The sequence below is a fragment of the Peptoniphilus stercorisuis genome, assembly GCF_017874395.1.
Lineage (GTDB): Bacteria > Bacillota > Clostridia > Tissierellales > Peptoniphilaceae > Anaerosphaera > Anaerosphaera stercorisuis.
The window spans coordinates 101,986-118,078 of sequence record NZ_JAGGLJ010000006.1 but is presented as its reverse complement, the minus strand read 5'-3'; the positions used below and the strand labels follow the sequence as shown (position 1 = coordinate 118,078).

Here is a 16,093-nt window from a genome sequence, read left to right as displayed (position 1 = left end):
AGGCTCATTTTTTACGCCTTTTGAGGCGTAGCAAGTAAAAAAGGGCCTTGTGCCCGTAAATTAAAAACCACCGGCTAGGCCGGTGGATATTTATTTATTTTGCAAAGAAAAAAGGACTGACAACTCAGCCCCAATTTTAATATTTTGCAAGATATTAAAAAACTTAATTACTTAGATAGCTCTTTCAACCTTACCAGATCTTAAGCATCTTGTACAAACGTTGATTCTTTTGTTTCCTCCGTTTACAACAGCTTTAACTCTTCTGATGTTAGGAGACCAACTTCTGTTACCTCTTTTATGTGAAAATGAAATTGTATTTCCAAAAGTTTTTTCTTTACCGCATATATCACATCTTTTTGACATTGTGACACCTCCTTAAGTATCTAATAGCAGAGTATATTTTACCACAATTATATTGAAAAATGCAAATTATTTTTTTAGAAAATTAATTATTATTTGCCCCTAGTGGATTTGATGATATAATATAGTAAATAGAGTGAATTATTTGATTAGGAGGTGCTCTATGCCAGCTAATATAAAAACTGAAAGCGGTAGTATTGTAATTGATAATAATGTGTTAGCAATAATAGCAGGTGTTTCAGCTATGGAAAGTTATGGAATAGTTGGAATGGCTTCAAAAAACGCAGCTGATGGTATTTTTGAATTATTAAAATTTGACAACTTATCTAAAGGAATAAAAGTAAATACAGAAGATGGAGAAATAAATATAGAACTTCATGTAATTTTAGAGTACGGAGTTAGAATTTCTACTGTTGGCGAGAATATAATTGACAGAGTTAAGTTTAATATTACAAATTTAACTGGACTTAGTGTAAATAAAATAGATGTCCTTGTCGAGGGAATTAGACTTAAATAGTGGAGGTACTAACTTTGAATAATACAACAATTGATGGTATTTTACTAAAAAAAGCCATAAATGGAGCAGTAAATTATCTAATTTTAAACAAAGATGAGGTAAATGCACTAAATGTCTTTCCAGTACCTGATGGAGATACTGGAACTAATATGTCTCTTACTGCAAAGTCTTCTTTAAAACTTGTAAACGAAGTAGAAAATGAATCTTCACTACAAGAAATAGCTAAGGCGGCATCAAGAGGCTCATTAATGGGCGCAAGAGGAAACTCAGGTGTTATTCTATCTCAATTTTTAAGAGGCTTCTCTGATGGTCTAGAAGGCTTAGAAGAAGCAAATATTTCTGAGGTTGCACATGCATTTAAAAAAGCTTCAGAGACAACTTATAATGCAGTTATGAAACCAACAGAGGGAACAATTCTAACAGTTGGTCGTGAAACAGCAGATTTTGCTGTTAAAAACTTTAAAAAATATAATAATAATATTGAATTTTTTAGAGATGTAGTAGAAGAATCTAAAAAATCTCTTGAAAAAACTCCAGAACTTTTAGATGTATTAAAAGAAGCAGGAGTAGTAGATGCAGGAGGAAAGGGACTTTCACTTCTTCTTGAAGGAGCTTACAAAACTATTATTGGAGAAGTAATAGAAGATGCTAAAGATGATGAGCAATTAAAGAAAAAAGCTCAAAAAGAAATTGATTTTGGACCAGCTGATGAAAGTCTTAAATATGGATATTGTACAGAATTTATTATAAAAACTGAATATGAAGATATTGAAGAGTTTAAGTCAAAACTTGCTCCATTAGGAGATTCCCTTCTAGTAGTAGGAGGATATGAAAGTGGACTTATAAAAGTTCATGTTCATACTAATAATCCAGGTAGAGCTTTAGAATATGCTGTAGAGCTTGGTGCATTACAAGATATTAAAATTGACAATATGAGATATCAACATAGAGAAGTGCTTTTTGATGAAGAAGAAGTTGAAGAGGCAAAAAAAGCTGAGGAAGCTGAAGATGAAATTGTAATAGATAAAAAATATTCTTTTATTGCAGTTTCAATGGGAAGTGGAATGAGCGAAGTATTTAAATCTTTAGGTGTTGATTATATAGTTGAAGGCGGACAAACTATGAACCCTAGTACAGAAGATATTCTAAAGGGTGTAGATAAAGTTCGTGGAGAAAATATCTTTATTGTTCCGAATAATGGAAATATCATTCTTGCAGCAGAACAAGCTAAAAAAATGAGCGAGAGAAATATTTATGTTATTCCATCAAAATCAGTTCCTGAAGGAGTAGCAGCAATACTTGCCTTTAATGAAGATGCAAATCCAGAAGAAAATGAAAAGCATATGACAAATGCACTTTCAGATGTAACTACAGCTCAAGTAACATATGCTGTTAGAGATACTGAAATGAATGGCAAAAAAATCACTAAGGGAGATATAATTGGACTTAGTGGAAAAGAAATAGTTTCTTGTGGAAAAGAAATAGAAGATGTAACACTAGATTTAGTTGAAAATCTAATGAATGATGAAATTTCCATGGTTACTATATATACTGGAGAAGATGTAAATGAGTCTGATTCAGAAGAACTATTAGAAAAACTTGAAGAAAAATATAGTGATATAGATGTGGATTTAGTAAATGGAAATCAACCTATTTACTATTATGTAATATCACTTGAATAAATTAAATGCCCCGCAGAATTGTGGGGCATTTTCAAAAGGTGATAAAATGATAAAAATAGATGATTCACTTCAATATTTAAAGGGTGTTGGGCCAAAAAAAATAAAAAAATATAATTCCTTAGATTTACAAAATGTAAGGGATTTATTAGAGTATTATCCAAGGTCTTATGATGATCAAAGTAATTTTAAACTTTTATATAATACAGTTCCAAATGAAAAGGCAACTTTTGATGTATTAGTAGTTGGAATGATAGAAAATAGAAATATTAGAAGAAACTTAAATATTATTAGTTTTTTAATTGAGGACAGTTCTGGAAAAGGAATAATGTCTTTTTTTAATATGAGATATTTAAAAGACAAAATAAAACCAAATACAAGATATTTAGTAAGTGGAAAAGTTGGTAGGTTTAGAGGTCAAATTCAGCTTACAAATCCTGAGTTTGAAATTAAATCAAATGAAAACTCCATAGGAAATATAAAAGCGATATATCCCTTAACTAAGGGAGTTACAAATAATGAGATTACAAAACTTATAGATCAAGTTATAAATTTAAATTTATTTGATGAAGTTATTCCTGAGGAATTAATTAATAAATATGGTCTTATGGAGAAAAATGAGGCAATAAAAAATATTCATAAACCAACTAATAGAAGAAATTATTTACTTGCAAGAAATAGACTTGTCTTTGAAGAGTTTTTAATATTTCAACTTGCTATATTTTTAATGAAAAAAGACGATGATGTATCAAAGGGAGTAAGTTTAAAAGTAGATAATAGGATTTTTGATTTTATAGATTCGCTTCCCTTTGAGCTTACTAAGGGACAAGATAAGGTATTAAAAGAAATATTTGATGATCTATCATCAGAAAAGAGAATGAATAGACTTTTACAAGGAGATGTAGGATCTGGAAAGACTATTATTGCAATAATTGCAATGTATCTTTCTTATTTAAATGGCTATCAATCTACTATTATGGCTCCTACAGAAATTTTAGCAAGACAGCATTTAGAAAGTTTTAGAGAACTTCTAGAGCCCTTGGGAGTAAATATTGAGCTACTTGTAGGAAGTACTACTAAAAGAAATAAAGAGAGAATTTTAGAAGAGTTAAAAGATGGAAGTATTCATATTTTAATTGGAACTCATGCTCTTATTGAAGATAATGTAGAATTTAAAAATCTAGGGCTAAATGTAACAGATGAACAGCATAGATTTGGAGTAAGACAAAGACAAAATTTAAATACAAAGGAAAAAGATGCCCATACATTAGTTATGAGTGCAACGCCAATTCCAAGAACATTAGCGCTTATTTTATATGGAGATTTATCGATTTCTACAATTGATACAATGCCTCCAAATAGAAAGGCAATAGAAACTATTGCTATTAATAATACTATGTTAAATAGGGCCTTAAATTTTATTAGACAAGAATTATTAAAGGGAAGACAGGCATATATTATTTGTCCATTAATAGAGGAGTCAGAAGTGCTTGATTTAAATTCAGCACAAGAAGTATATGAGAACTTAAGTTTAGATCAATTTAAAGATTTTCAAATAGAACTTTTACATGGAAAAATGAGTGCAAAAGAAAAAAGTGAAGTAATGGAAAGATTTGAAAAATCAGAGACAAAATTAATTGTTTCAACTACTGTAATAGAAGTAGGTGTAAATGTTCCCAATGCTTCAATTATTTTAATATATAATGCAGAAAGATTTGGTTTAGCTCAGCTTCATCAATTAAGAGGAAGAGTAGGGCGTGGAGAACATCAAAGTTATTGTATACTTTATAATGAGTCAAAATCTGAAATTTCTTGGCAAAGAATGAAGGTTATGACAGAGTCAACTGATGGATTTTATATTGCAAATAAAGATTTAGAATTAAGGGGTTCTGGAGATATTTTTGGAACTCGTCAATCGGGAATTATGAATTTAAAACTTGCTGATTTATCAAGAGATATAAATATATTAAAGTATGCTCAATTAGAAGCAAAAAACATATTAAATAAAAATATTAAATTAAGTGAAAAAGAATATGAAAATATTAAAGAAGCAGTAAGAAATAACTTTAAAGTGGAGTATACTATACTTAATTAGAAACGTTGTTATTGTAAAATATTTATGATAAAATAAAGATATTTGGAGGGACTATGAGGGTCATAGCAGGAAGTAAAAGAGGTCTTAGACTTATATCTCCAAAAGATATAAAAACAAGACCTACAGAAGATAGAGTTAAAGAAAATACTTTTAATTTATTAGGACAAGGATTTGATGAAGCTAAGGTTTTAGATTTATTTTCTGGAACAGGTTCAATAGGAATTGAATTTTTGTCAAGAGGTGCAAAAAGGGCATATTTTGTAGATAGCAGTAGAGATGCAATTAAAATAATAAATGAAAATATTGAAAAAACTCATTTTGAAAATGAAGCAGTTGTACTTAAAATGAATGCAAAGTCTGCAATAGAAAGACTTCAAAATGAAAAATTCGATTATATTTATTTAGATCCTCCTTTTGATAACAAAAATCTATATATTCAGTCTGTAGAATTAATACTTGATTCTAATATATTAGCTGATGATGGATATTTAGTTATTGAACAAGTAAAGGATTTAGATGTGGATTTTTCTAAGTACCTATCCAATGTGAAGTTTAAAAATTATGGGAATACATCAATAGGAATTTGGGAGAAAAAATGAAAGTAATATACACAGGTAGTTTTGACCCTGTAACTTATGGACATTTAGATATTATAAAAAGAGCAAGAGATACTTTTGGGGAAGTTATAGTTTCAGTACTTAATAATCCTAGTAAAAAAGGTCTTTTTACAATTGAAGAAAGAATTCACCTTTTAGAGGAAGTTCTAAAAGATGAAAATAATATAGAAATCGACAGCTTTACAGGACTTGGAGTTGATTATGCAAGGAATAAGGGATGTAATGTCTTTGTAAGAGGAATAAGAACTGTTTCAGATTATGAAATGGAAAATCCTTTAGCAATGGCAAATAAGGAATATAAATATAGTGTAGAAACAGTGTTTTTACTATCATCAAAGGAATACTTATTTGTAAGTTCATCACTTGCAAAGGAAGTAGCTAAATATGGTGGAGATTTATCTTTATTCGTTCCAAAACTTGTGGAAGATGCAATGAACAAGAAGTATAATAATAGGAGGTAAATATGAATTTTATGGAATTAGTAGACGAACTTGAAGATCTAGTAGAAACAGCAAGTCAAGTTCCTCTAACTGGAAAAATCATGATTGATAGAGAGGATATTCTTGAAATCATAAGTGATTTAAGAAATGAAGTGCCATCAGAAGTAGAAGAAGCTTCAAAAATAAATAAAAATAGAGAAGCTATTATTGAAGATGCAAAAGCTGAAGCTGAAAAAATGGTAAGTATGGCAAGAGCAAAAGCTGAAGAGTATATTAATGAAGATGAGCTTGTAATTAAAGCAAATGAAAGATCAGATGAAATACTTTCAAAAGCTAATGAAGAATCTCTACAAATTAGAGAGGGAGCTCGTGAGTATGCAGATGAATTATTAGAAAATACTCAAGTTAACTTATCTGAAATTATAAAAATGTTAAATGAAAATAGACAAGAACTTAGAGGTTAACCTCTAAGTTCTTTTTTATAATAGGGAGATTTAAAATAGTCTTCATTTATAATTTTATTAGAATACATATTGTATATATTAGATGCTTCAAGTTCTTTTTGTGCAATATTTTTTAGAATTAAATCCTTAGAAGTATTTACACTTGAGAACTTATTTATTATAAAAATATCTTCATTGGCATTTTTTATTTTTTTAACAATATTTGCACCATTTTTGTCCATTGCAAGTATTCGTATATATGAAGTGTAAAAACTTTCTTTAATTAAATCTTTATTAATATCTAAAATAATATTATTTATAAGTCTTGAAATTCTTGATTTTGTATATCTTTTAGTAGAAACTAAATTAATAAAATCAAAAATATTATCGGCATATATAAATTTTAAAAATCTATTATTAAGACCTTCTTCATAGTCAAAATAATCATTGTAATTAATACTATTACTTAATACTAAATATTTAAAAATCTCAAAATAATTATTAAAATCATTAATATTATTAAGTTTAATTTCTTTAAAAGTTTCTGTAGGCACAAGAGATTTAATCTTATTAATATTATTTTCAAAAATTAAATTTCTAATATTTGAAGCAGAAGAAAATCCTTCTAAGATTTCATCTGTATTGTGATCTACCTTATGTCTAATAATATTTTTAGGTAAAATATTTGAGTTAAAGTAATCAAGGGATTTAATATATTCTAAAGCTAATATATTATTTGGTTTTTTTAATATTTCAATTTCATTTTTATTTAAAAAATCATAGGATAATTCTCTTGAAATTAAATATGAATATCCTTCTTTTAAGTATTTTTTAATTAAATCATTAGAATAATTTTCATTTTCTTTAATCTTTTTAGAAATATTAACTAAATTTTCTAAAGTATCTTCACTTCCAAAATATAAATAATCAATAATATTAAGGGAATTTAAAATATTAATAGCTCCTTTAGAAAAAATCTCTGCATTAGATGATGAATAAATAATTGGAAGTTCAATTACAAGATTTGCTCCATTTTCAACTGCAATTTCAGCTCTTTTATATTTATTTAAAATAGCAGGAGTTCCTCTTTGTGTAAAATTAGAACTCATAATAACTACAATATTTGTGTCTATTTGTTTTTTAATTTTATCTATTTGATATTTATGTCCATTGTGAAATGGGTTGTACTCTGCAATAATAGCTGATGTTTTCATAATCACCTCATAAATTTAGAATAATTGACTTAATAAATAATTCATAATATCATATTTATGATATAATAAATTGTATAAATTTGAAAGTAGGAGGACTATATGAATATTTTAGTTATCAATTGCGGTTCTTCATCATTAAAATATCAATTAATTGATATGAATGGAGAAAAAGTAATTGCAAAAGGTTTAGTAGAAAGAATTGGGATTGAAGGTTCAAGAATAAAACATGAAACAACTGGTAAAGATGAACATGTTATTGAACAACCAATGAAAGATCATAAAGATGCTTTAGGACTTGTTATGAGTTCTTTAACAGATAAAGAATATGGAGCGATAGCTTCATTAGATGAAATAGGAGCAGTAGGACATAGAGTTGTTCACGGCGGAGAAAAATTTGCTGAAAGTGTTCTTATTGATGATGGAGTTATGAAAGGTATTGAAGATAATGTAGAGCTTGCACCACTTCACAACCCACCAAATATTATGGGAATTGAAGCTTGTGAAAAACTTCTACCAAATGCTAAACAAGTAGCAGTATTTGATACAGCATTCCACCAAACAATGTCACCTAAACGTTATGTATATGCTATTCCTTATGAATACTATGATAAATACAAAATCAGAAGATACGGATTCCACGGAACTTCTCATAAATATTTAACAGATAGATATGCAGAAATTTCTGGTAAAAAAGTTGAAGATGTAAATATTATCACTTGCCATTTAGGTAATGGATCAAGTATTACAGCTGTTAAAAGAGGTAAATCAAAAGATACAACAATGGGATTCACTCCACTAGAAGGTCTTGTAATGGGAACTAGATGTGGTGAAATTGACCCTGCAATTGTAACTTTCCTAATGGAAAAAGAAAATTTAAGCGCAGAAGAAGTTTCAAATATCTTAAATAAAGATTCAGGAGTTCTTGGAATTTCAGGAGTAAGCTCTGACTTTAGAGATATTGAAGATGCAGCTAAAGAAGGAAATGTAAGAGCACAACTTGCGCTTGATATTTTCGAACTTACTGCAAGAAAATTCATCGCTTCATATATGACTTCATATGAAAATATTGAAGATATTGATGCAATAGTATTTACTGCAGGTCTTGGAGAAAATGCTATTGACACAAGAAAACACATTATTGATAAATTAAGTGTATTTGGACTTAAGATTGATGAAGAAAGAAATAACATTAGAGGAAAAGAAAGAGTAATATCTGCAGATGACTCAAGTGTTAAAATCATGGTAATTCCTACTAATGAGGAATTAATGATTGCAAGAGATACATTAAATATTGTAAAATAATTAATGAAAAAATCAGAATATCTAATATTCTGATTTTTTATTTTTTATTAAAATTAAATATTACTTTTGCTTAATTCTACTTGTAAATGATATAATAATAGAATAAAATTAGTAATTGAAAATTTATTATTGTATGAAAACTTATATATGTGTTATTATAAATAATAGTGATTAAGAACAAATGGAATATTTGACAATATAGCTATTTTGTTGTATAATAACTTGCATTGGTTTTTTTAGTAGGGGTGATAAAATGATAATACAAATAAAAGAATTCCTTTCTAGCCCAGAACAAGAAATGCTTATAAAGGGTGATTTAAAAGACCAAAAGAGTAGTTATGATATTAGCGATTTAGAATTACAATTTCCTATATCTTACGAAGGACGTATTTTTAAATTAGATGATGAAATACTACTTGATTTGTGTATAAAATATAAGTATAATACACAGTGTGATAGGTGTCTTACACAAATGATTGAAGAAGTGAGTTCTAATGTAAAAGCTTACTTTGTAAGAGACTTAGAAAATGTTGAAGACGAGGCAACTATTGAATATTTCAAACTAAACGAAGAGGGAATATTCTTAGATGATTTAATAATTTCACAAGTAATTACATCAAAACCTTTAAAAAATATCTGCAGTGACGACTGTGAAGGACTATGTCCTAAATGTGGTCTAAACTTAAATGATGGTTCTTGCAGTTGTGAAAAAGAAATTGATGTAGATCCTAGATTTGAAAAATTACTTAATTTATTTAATGATGAGGAGGTGTAATAATGGCAGTACCAAAGAGAAAAACTTCAAAACAAAGAAGAAACAAAAGAAGAGCATCTTCTTATAGATTAAATAAAACAACTGTAGTTGAATGCCCTAATTGCCATGAAACTAAATTACCACATAGAGTATGCCCAAGCTGTGGTTACTATGATGGAAAAGAAGTTGTAGCAATGGATTAATAAAAAGCTTCCGATTGGAAGTTTTTTTTATTGCAAAAAATTATATAATATAAATTAATGAATTTGAACATTTTATAAATTTTACATAATTATTACAAATTGGTTACATTGTAGATATTTATTGTAACTTTTGTTACAATTGTCTGCGGGGTGAAAAAAATGAACAAAAAAATTAGTTTAATATTAACATTATTATTTTCGCTTTCTTCTGTAAATGTCTATGCAAATACAGTTAGTGTTGGAAAACCTAGTAATATTTCTGTAGAAAAGAAAGATGCTAATTATGAAATTACATTTAAGAATTCAAATGAACTTAAAAAATCATTAAATAAAAATAACATAAAAGTTGAATTAGATGTAAAGTCTTCTAATAAAGACTGGAGTAGTAAAAACTCTAAGACAATAACTAAAGATTTAATTGAAGAAAATGGTAAGGGAAAAATTAATATTAATAAAGAAGAAATTGTAAGTGTATTAAATGAGGATCCTGATAATTATAGTGTAAGACTTAGATACTCTGATGTGAATAATAAGGGTGAGTTTTCTAATTATGTAACTATGGGAACTGTAGGGATTTATTCAAATTCAAGTAAATGGGCTGAAAATGAACTTTTAGAAGCTCAAAAATTAGGTCTTATTTCAGATGATTTAAAATCTGATATGAAAAAAGAAATTACAAGAGAAGAATTTGCAGAACTTATTGTTAAAGCTGCTGAAAAAGCAAATATAGCAAAATCACATATAGAAGATGATAATTTCAAAGACACTGATAATAAATATGTTGCTTATGCTCATAGTTTAAATTTAATGAATGGAGTTTCAAAGGATAAGTTTGCTCCTAAGGGAAATTTAAAGAAACAAGATATGGCAGTAAGTGTAAATAGATTATTATCTAATACAGATAAACTTAAAAGTGTAAATAAAGATATTTCTGATATAAAGGCTGTATCACCATATGCAGTAGAGTCAGTTAATAATCTTGTATCTAATCAAATTTTAAATTTAGATAAAAATAATAAGTTTAATCCAAAGAAGAACATAACTAGAGAAGAAGCAGTTATAATAATGTTAAGAGCAATAAAATAAGAAATTTATAATACCTTTAGAGTTTTAAATGAAAGTATATTTACTGATTTTAAACTTTAGAGGTATTTTTTTTATTAAGTTTATTTAGTTATAAAATATTATTTTTGTAAAATATAGATATTAATTGTAGATATTTTGTAAAATGATTATATAATTGTATATATATAAGATAAATATGATGTTTTATATAATTTAATGTTACATTATATAAAGTTATGATATAATATTTTTTGGCGAGGTGGGGAACATGAAGAAAATAGTTTTTGATATGAATCCCTTAGGTGCTTTTTCTCTATCATGTGAAGCTTATTATGAATTTTATAAAAAAAAGTATGGAAGAGAAATTTTCTTTTATACAAGAACAACAGAAAATACTTACATAAGAGTTGATGGACTTAAGGAAATATGTAAATTAAATAACCGTGTTATGACTTTAGTTGATTTAGGAAAAGAGGTAGATGAGATACCCTTTGATGATGAAATAAGAGTTTGTCCTATTGATGAGAGTTTTGAAGATGATAATATTTTAAAAAGTATTGTTGAGAAACTTGGGAAAAGAGCTAGTTGGAAAAATTCAGATTTACAATTAGTAGAAATTGAAAAATAGTTTAAAATTAAAAAAGCTGATATTGATTATAATTTCAATATCAGCTTATCTATTCTATTTTTAGATGCTTTTTCAATATGAAAATGTAAGTTTTCTATAATTATATCTTCATCTTCTTCAGGAAATCTATCTATATTTTCTATAATAAATCCTGCAATAGAATCTGTTTCAGATGATTCTAATTCTAAATTTAAAACATGATTTAGTTCATCTAAATTCATAGATCCATCAATTAAATATTCATGAGATGAAATTTTCATAATATCCTCATCTTCATCTTCATCGTATTCATCTGCTATAGATCCGACAATTTTTTCTATTAAATCTTCTGTTGTAATCATTCCCTCAGTTCCACCATACTCATCAGAGACTATTGCAACTGAAATTCTCTTATGTCTCATTTCATTAAAAAGCTGACCTATAAGTTTATATTCAAAGGTAAAAAATGGAGTTTTAAGTAAATCTATATGATTTCTCAAACTTTCATCTTTTGGAATTGAAATTAAGTCTTTTACATTAAGTATTCCAAGTATATCGTCTAAATCTTCATCATATACAGGCATTCTAGAAAAAGATTCTTCTTTTATAATTTTTACAATTTCATCATAGGGTGTATCTACATTTATAGCTATGATGTCTGTTCTTGGTGTCATAATGTCCTTTGCATAGGAGTCTCTAAAGTCTATTACATTTTCTATGATTAAAGATTCATCTCTATTTATAATTCCTTCTTCTATTCCAAGTGATACTGCATCTATTAAATCATCTTCTGTAATAGATGGCTTATTTAACACATCAGATCCTCCAATTATTCTTATAAAGACAGAGGATAGAAATTCAGTAATAAATATAACTGGTTTAAAGAATACAGAAAGATTATAAATAGTTTTTGCTTTTTTATTTGCGTATTTTTGCCATTTATGTTGTCCTATTCTTTTTGGAACTGTTTCTCCAAAGACTATTATTATAATAACAGATACTAAACAGGAAATAATAAGGCCAGGTATTCCATTAGTATTATAGAAAAATATTGAAAATAAAATACAAGATAGACAATTTGAAAAATAATCACCAATTAATGCAACTGACAAAATTCTCTCATCAAGTACTATTTTTTTAATTAAATTAATATTTGAAGCATCTTCATCTTCTAGAGTTTTGATTTTTCCTGATGTAAGAGATAAAAATACATTCTCCATAAGTGTAAATTCATAGGAAAAATATAAAAAGATTAGGGAAAGTCCTAAAAAAATATAATTATTTATTTCCATTTATCGGCACCTCACTTAATTAAAATTATATATTGTGAACGTTTCTTTGTCAAAAATTATTATAGATAAATTGGATGATATCAATATCTACTTACTTTTTTAATTATATTTATAAATGTAGATTAATCGCGTGCATTTTTATTAAAATGTGTTATAATGAAGTAGGTAAAATTCTAAGTGAATTACTACGAATTCAATTCCCAGTAGTTTACTATGAATTAAAAATTAGTACTTAATATAGTTATATTAATAATAGAAAATGGGAGGAAATTATGGCTAAGGAATTATTAAAGATTGAAGACCTTTCTGCAGGTATAGAAGAAAGAGAAATATTACACAATATAAATTTAAATATAAATTATGGTGAAGTTCACGTAATTATGGGACCAAATGGTTCAGGTAAATCAACTCTTGCAAATGTAATTATGAATAATCCAGTTTACCAAGTAAATGGAGGAGATATAAAACTTGATGGTGAATCAATTTTAGATCTTACTACTGACAAAAGAGCAAGAAAAGGACTTTTCATGAGTTTCCAATCTCCAGAAGAAGTATCTGGAATAAATGTAGATAACTTTATCAGAACAGCTAAATCTTCTATTGAAGATAAAAATGTTTCAATATTAAAGTTTAGAAAAGAACTTGAAAAGGAAATGGATCAACTAGGAATGGATCATTCTTATGCTGATAGATATTTAAATGTTGGTTTTTCAGGTGGAGAAAAGAAGAAAAATGAAATTCTTCAAATGATTATGCTAGATCCTAAACTTGCTATTCTTGATGAAACTGACTCAGGACTTGATGTAGATGCTACAAGAACTGTTTCTCAAGGAATAGAAAGATTTGTAAATGAGAATAATGCTGTTTTAATTATTACTCACCACAAAGAATTAGTTAAAAGTGTAGTTCCAGATTATGTTCATGTTCTTATTGATGGAAAAATTGTTAAAGAAGGAGACGCTTCATTAATAGAAAAAATTGAAGAAGATGGATTTAACTGGATTAGAGAAGAGGTGAAGTAATTTGCCAAAGCAAACTAAGAAAACTCAATTAGAGGAAATGGACAGAGGTATTTATGATATAAAAGATAAAGTTGTATATCGTAAAAAAACTGAACAAGGACTTACTGAAGAAATTGTTCGTGCCATTTCAGAAGAAAAAAATGAACCAGAATGGATGCTTAATTTTAGATTAGAAGCACTTAAAATATATAATAAAAAGGTAAATCCTGTATGGGGACCTGATATTTCAGCTGTAAATATGGACGAAATTACAACTTATATTAGACCTGATGCAGATCTTACTGATGACTGGAAAAAAGTTCCAGATGAAATTGCTGATACTTTTGATAGACTTGGAATTCCAGAAGCTGAAAAAAATGCAATGTTATCTGGTGTAGGAGCTCAATATGATAGTGAGGTTGTGTATCACAATATTCAAAAATATCTTCTAGATCAAGGTGTTGTATATACAGACTTTGAAACAGGAGTTAGAGAGTATCCAGAAGTTGTAAAAGAATATTTTGGAAAATGTATTACTCCAAACTTACACAAATATGCAGCGCTTCACTATGCAGTGTGGAGTGGTGGATCTTTTGTATATGTTCCAGAAGGAGTAAAGGTTGATGTTCCACTTCAATCATACTTTAGATTAAATGCTCCAGGAGCAGGACAATTTGAGCATACTTTAATAATTGTAGAAAAAGATGCTTATTGTCACTTTATAGAAGGATGTTCTGCACCAAAATATAATATGATAAATCTTCATGCTGGTGGAGTTGAGTTGTTTGTAGGAGAAAATGCTACTTTAAGATATTCAACTATTGAAAACTGGTCAAGAAATATGTACAACCTAAATACAAAAAGAGCAGTTGTACAAAAAAATGGAAAAATCGAATGGGTATCAGGATCCTTTGGATCTAAGGTATCTATGTTATATCCTGCATCAGTTCTTGTAGGAGAACATGCATCTAGTGAATACACTGGTATTTCCTTTGCAGGAGCAGGACAAAATATAGACACTGGTGCTAAGACAATTCATGCTGCACCATATACAACTTCAACTGTAAACTCAAAATCTATTTCAAAAGGTGGAGGAGTTGCAGTATATCGTGGTCTTGTAAAAGTTACTAAAAATGCTCATCACTGTAAGAGTTCTGTAAGCTGTGAGTCATTAATGCTTGATAGTGAATCTAGATCTGATACTATTCCAGTAATAGATATAAGAAATAAAAACGTAGATTTAGGACATGAGGCAAAGATTGGTAGAATTTCAGATAAGGTAATATTCTATCTAATGAGTCGTGGTATTTCAGAAGAAGAAGCTAAAGCTATGGTAGTAAGAGGCTTTGCAGAACCAATTGCAAAAGAACTTCCACTTGAATATGCAGTAGAGATGAACAATTTAATTGGACTAGAACTTGAAGGATCAATTGGTTAGGAGGTATATGATGAATAAATTTTTAGGAAACAGCCTAACCTTTAAAACATTTAGCTTTCTAAAAGTAAATGATACAGAAGTATTTGTTCCAGAAATTGAGAAAAAAGATTTTTCTTTAGAGTCTGACACAAAAAGAGAACTAAATGAATTTAATAATATGGTATATGGCGTATCAAAAGAAATTGTAGAATATAATGAAAAATTTGAAAATTTATATAGATTTTATGAATCAAAAGAAGAAGATAAAAAGGACTATAAAACACTTGAGCTAAAACTTGATGATGAAGAAACTCAACTTTTTGACAATCATGATTTAGTTGCAGAAAAAAATTCACATTTAAGACTTATACTTGATTATACAAGTAAAGGTGATGAAGCTAAATTTAGAAGTTCTATTATAAGAATTTTTGCACATGAAAATTCAGAAGTTGATCTTTTTGTAATTCAAAGAGATGCAGATACTACTACAACTCTTGAGTCAATTGCAATATATGCAAAAGACAATGCAAAGGTAAGAGTGCATCAATATGAACTAGGTGCAGGAAAATTATATGCAAACTTCCAAGCTGATCTTGTTGGAAAACACTCAAGTCTTGAAGTTGATAGTATTTACTTTGGATATAAAGAGCATGAACTTAATATGATTTATAATATTTTCCATTATGGAAAAGAATCTTTCTCAGATGTAATTGTAAATGGTGCATTAAAAGACAATGCATATAAAAACTTTAAATCAAATCTAGACTTTAAAGAAGGATCAAGTGCATCTAAGGGTTCAGAAGAAGAATATACAGTATTACTTGATGATTCTGTAACAGCTCTTTCAGTTCCACTACTACTTTGTCATGAAGATGATGTAGAGGGAAATCACGCAGCAAGTGCAGGAAAAATAGATCAAGATTTACTATTTTATATAATGAGTAGAGGATTTAGTGAAAAAGAAGCTGAGGCTTTAATTATTGAATCTAAATTTTCAAGTGCTATTGATAAATTATCTGATAGCAAAAAAGAAGAAGAAATTTGGGAAATGGTTCACGAAACTGTTAAATTTTAAGGATTGGTGAAA

Annotated in this window: 17 protein-coding genes; 14 read left to right on the top strand and 3 right to left on the bottom strand. The window is 27.9% G+C overall.

Features of this window, described 5'->3' with window-relative positions:
• Positions 1-171: 171 nt before the first annotated feature.
• The gene (rpmB, locus tag J2Z71_RS04330) at positions 172-363 is read right to left on the bottom strand and encodes a 50S ribosomal protein L28 (RefSeq protein ID WP_210060624.1); all 192 of its coding nucleotides are present in this window, start codon (positions 361-363) and stop codon (positions 172-174) included.
• A gap of 160 nt (positions 364-523) precedes the next feature.
• On the opposite strand from rpmB, the gene J2Z71_RS04325 reads away from it, so the two are divergent.
• From J2Z71_RS04325 to J2Z71_RS04300, 6 genes are read left to right on the top strand one after another with little or no spacing between them, the layout of a single operon-like run.
• Complete coding sequence (locus tag J2Z71_RS04325; RefSeq protein WP_210060623.1) at positions 524-877, top strand: Asp23/Gls24 family envelope stress response protein; 354 nt, start codon at positions 524-526, stop codon at positions 875-877.
• Positions 878-891: 14 nt separating this feature from the next.
• On the top strand, positions 892-2,559 hold the full coding sequence (locus tag J2Z71_RS04320) for a DAK2 domain-containing protein (RefSeq protein WP_210060622.1): 1,668 nt from the start codon (positions 892-894) through the stop codon (positions 2,557-2,559).
• 46 nt (positions 2,560-2,605) lie between these two features.
• The gene (gene recG / locus J2Z71_RS04315; RefSeq protein WP_245311174.1) at positions 2,606-4,651 is read left to right on the top strand and encodes an ATP-dependent DNA helicase RecG; all 2,046 of its coding nucleotides are present in this window, start codon (positions 2,606-2,608) and stop codon (positions 4,649-4,651) included.
• Positions 4,652-4,704: 53 nt separating this feature from the next.
• Entirely contained in the window at positions 4,705-5,250 is a 546-nt protein-coding gene (gene rsmD / locus J2Z71_RS04310; protein ID WP_210060621.1) for a 16S rRNA (guanine(966)-N(2))-methyltransferase RsmD, read from the top strand.
• Positions 5,247-5,729, top strand: coding sequence for a pantetheine-phosphate adenylyltransferase (coaD, locus tag J2Z71_RS04305; protein ID WP_210060620.1), 483 nt, complete (start codon positions 5,247-5,249; stop codon positions 5,727-5,729). Before rsmD ends, coaD begins: the two co-directional genes overlap by 4 nt.
• A gap of 2 nt (positions 5,730-5,731) precedes the next feature.
• Positions 5,732-6,172 carry an ATP synthase subunit B family protein gene (locus J2Z71_RS04300; protein ID WP_210060619.1) on the top strand — a complete coding sequence of 147 codons (441 nt, stop codon included), beginning with the start codon at positions 5,732-5,734 and terminating at the stop codon, positions 6,170-6,172.
• On the opposite strand, the gene J2Z71_RS04295 is transcribed toward J2Z71_RS04300, so the two are convergent.
• Entirely contained in the window at positions 6,169-7,365 is a 1,197-nt protein-coding gene (locus tag J2Z71_RS04295) for a tRNA(Met) cytidine acetate ligase (protein WP_210060618.1), read from the bottom strand. The two genes, J2Z71_RS04300 and J2Z71_RS04295, sit on opposite strands and share 4 nt — an antisense overlap.
• Positions 7,366-7,464: 99 nt before the next feature.
• On the opposite strand from J2Z71_RS04295, the gene J2Z71_RS04290 reads away from it, so the two are divergent.
• The 5 genes from J2Z71_RS04290 (at position 7,465) to J2Z71_RS04270 (ending at position 11,317) form a co-directional block, all read left to right on the top strand.
• Entirely contained in the window at positions 7,465-8,667 is a 1,203-nt protein-coding gene (locus tag J2Z71_RS04290; RefSeq protein ID WP_210060617.1) for an acetate/propionate family kinase, read from the top strand.
• 253 nt (positions 8,668-8,920) lie between these two features.
• Positions 8,921-9,442 carry a YceD family protein gene (locus tag J2Z71_RS04285; RefSeq protein ID WP_210060616.1) on the top strand — a complete coding sequence of 174 codons (522 nt, stop codon included), beginning with the start codon at positions 8,921-8,923 and terminating at the stop codon, positions 9,440-9,442.
• A gap of 2 nt (positions 9,443-9,444) precedes the next feature.
• The gene (rpmF, locus tag J2Z71_RS04280) at positions 9,445-9,624 is read left to right on the top strand and encodes a 50S ribosomal protein L32 (protein ID WP_210060615.1); all 180 of its coding nucleotides are present in this window, start codon (positions 9,445-9,447) and stop codon (positions 9,622-9,624) included.
• 159 nt (positions 9,625-9,783) lie between these two features.
• On the top strand, positions 9,784-10,710 hold the full coding sequence (locus J2Z71_RS04275) for an S-layer homology domain-containing protein (RefSeq protein ID WP_210060614.1): 927 nt from the start codon (positions 9,784-9,786) through the stop codon (positions 10,708-10,710).
• Between the two features lie 247 nt (positions 10,711-10,957).
• Positions 10,958-11,317: a hypothetical protein gene (locus J2Z71_RS04270; RefSeq protein WP_210060613.1), complete on the top strand. Its 360-nt coding sequence runs from the start codon at positions 10,958-10,960 to the stop codon at positions 11,315-11,317.
• 26 nt (positions 11,318-11,343) lie between these two features.
• On the opposite strand, the gene J2Z71_RS04265 is transcribed toward J2Z71_RS04270, so the two are convergent.
• Positions 11,344-12,588, bottom strand: a complete 1,245-nt coding sequence (locus J2Z71_RS04265; RefSeq protein ID WP_210060612.1) for a hemolysin family protein — start codon at positions 12,586-12,588, stop codon at positions 11,344-11,346.
• Between the two features lie 272 nt (positions 12,589-12,860).
• Here J2Z71_RS04265 and sufC point away from each other — a divergent pair, with 272 nt between their 5' ends.
• From sufC to J2Z71_RS04250, 3 genes are read left to right on the top strand one after another with little or no spacing between them, the layout of a single operon-like run.
• On the top strand, positions 12,861-13,610 hold the full coding sequence (sufC, locus tag J2Z71_RS04260; protein WP_210060611.1) for a Fe-S cluster assembly ATPase SufC: 750 nt from the start codon (positions 12,861-12,863) through the stop codon (positions 13,608-13,610).
• Positions 13,611-13,647: 37 nt separating this feature from the next.
• A complete protein-coding gene (gene sufB / locus J2Z71_RS04255) occupies positions 13,648-15,027 on the top strand; it encodes a Fe-S cluster assembly protein SufB (protein ID WP_210060633.1) in 1,380 nt (459 codons plus the stop codon).
• A gap of 10 nt (positions 15,028-15,037) precedes the next feature.
• Positions 15,038-16,081: a SufB/SufD family protein gene (locus tag J2Z71_RS04250; protein ID WP_210060610.1), complete on the top strand. Its 1,044-nt coding sequence runs from the start codon at positions 15,038-15,040 to the stop codon at positions 16,079-16,081.
• Positions 16,082-16,093: the final 12 nt, after the last annotated feature.

Coding starts and splice junctions, on each gene's coding strand:
- recG (WP_245311174.1), top strand. CDS start 2,606: ATGATAAAAATAGATGATTCACTTCAATATTTAAAGGGTGTTGGGCCA.
- J2Z71_RS04295 (WP_210060618.1), bottom strand. CDS start 7,365: ATGAAAACATCAGCTATTATTGCAGAGTACAACCCATTTCACAATGGA.
- rsmD (WP_210060621.1), top strand. CDS start 4,705: ATGAGGGTCATAGCAGGAAGTAAAAGAGGTCTTAGACTTATATCTCCA.
- rpmB (WP_210060624.1), bottom strand. CDS start 363: ATGTCAAAAAGATGTGATATATGCGGTAAAGAAAAAACTTTTGGAAAT.
- J2Z71_RS04300 (WP_210060619.1), top strand. CDS start 5,732: ATGAATTTTATGGAATTAGTAGACGAACTTGAAGATCTAGTAGAAACA.
- sufC (WP_210060611.1), top strand. CDS start 12,861: ATGGCTAAGGAATTATTAAAGATTGAAGACCTTTCTGCAGGTATAGAA.
- J2Z71_RS04285 (WP_210060616.1), top strand. CDS start 8,921: ATGATAATACAAATAAAAGAATTCCTTTCTAGCCCAGAACAAGAAATG.
- J2Z71_RS04275 (WP_210060614.1), top strand. CDS start 9,784: ATGAACAAAAAAATTAGTTTAATATTAACATTATTATTTTCGCTTTCT.
- J2Z71_RS04325 (WP_210060623.1), top strand. CDS start 524: ATGCCAGCTAATATAAAAACTGAAAGCGGTAGTATTGTAATTGATAAT.
- J2Z71_RS04250 (WP_210060610.1), top strand. CDS start 15,038: ATGAATAAATTTTTAGGAAACAGCCTAACCTTTAAAACATTTAGCTTT.
- J2Z71_RS04270 (WP_210060613.1), top strand. CDS start 10,958: ATGAAGAAAATAGTTTTTGATATGAATCCCTTAGGTGCTTTTTCTCTA.
- J2Z71_RS04265 (WP_210060612.1), bottom strand. CDS start 12,588: ATGGAAATAAATAATTATATTTTTTTAGGACTTTCCCTAATCTTTTTA.
- sufB (WP_210060633.1), top strand. CDS start 13,648: ATGGACAGAGGTATTTATGATATAAAAGATAAAGTTGTATATCGTAAA.
- rpmF (WP_210060615.1), top strand. CDS start 9,445: ATGGCAGTACCAAAGAGAAAAACTTCAAAACAAAGAAGAAACAAAAGA.
- coaD (WP_210060620.1), top strand. CDS start 5,247: ATGAAAGTAATATACACAGGTAGTTTTGACCCTGTAACTTATGGACAT.
- J2Z71_RS04290 (WP_210060617.1), top strand. CDS start 7,465: ATGAATATTTTAGTTATCAATTGCGGTTCTTCATCATTAAAATATCAA.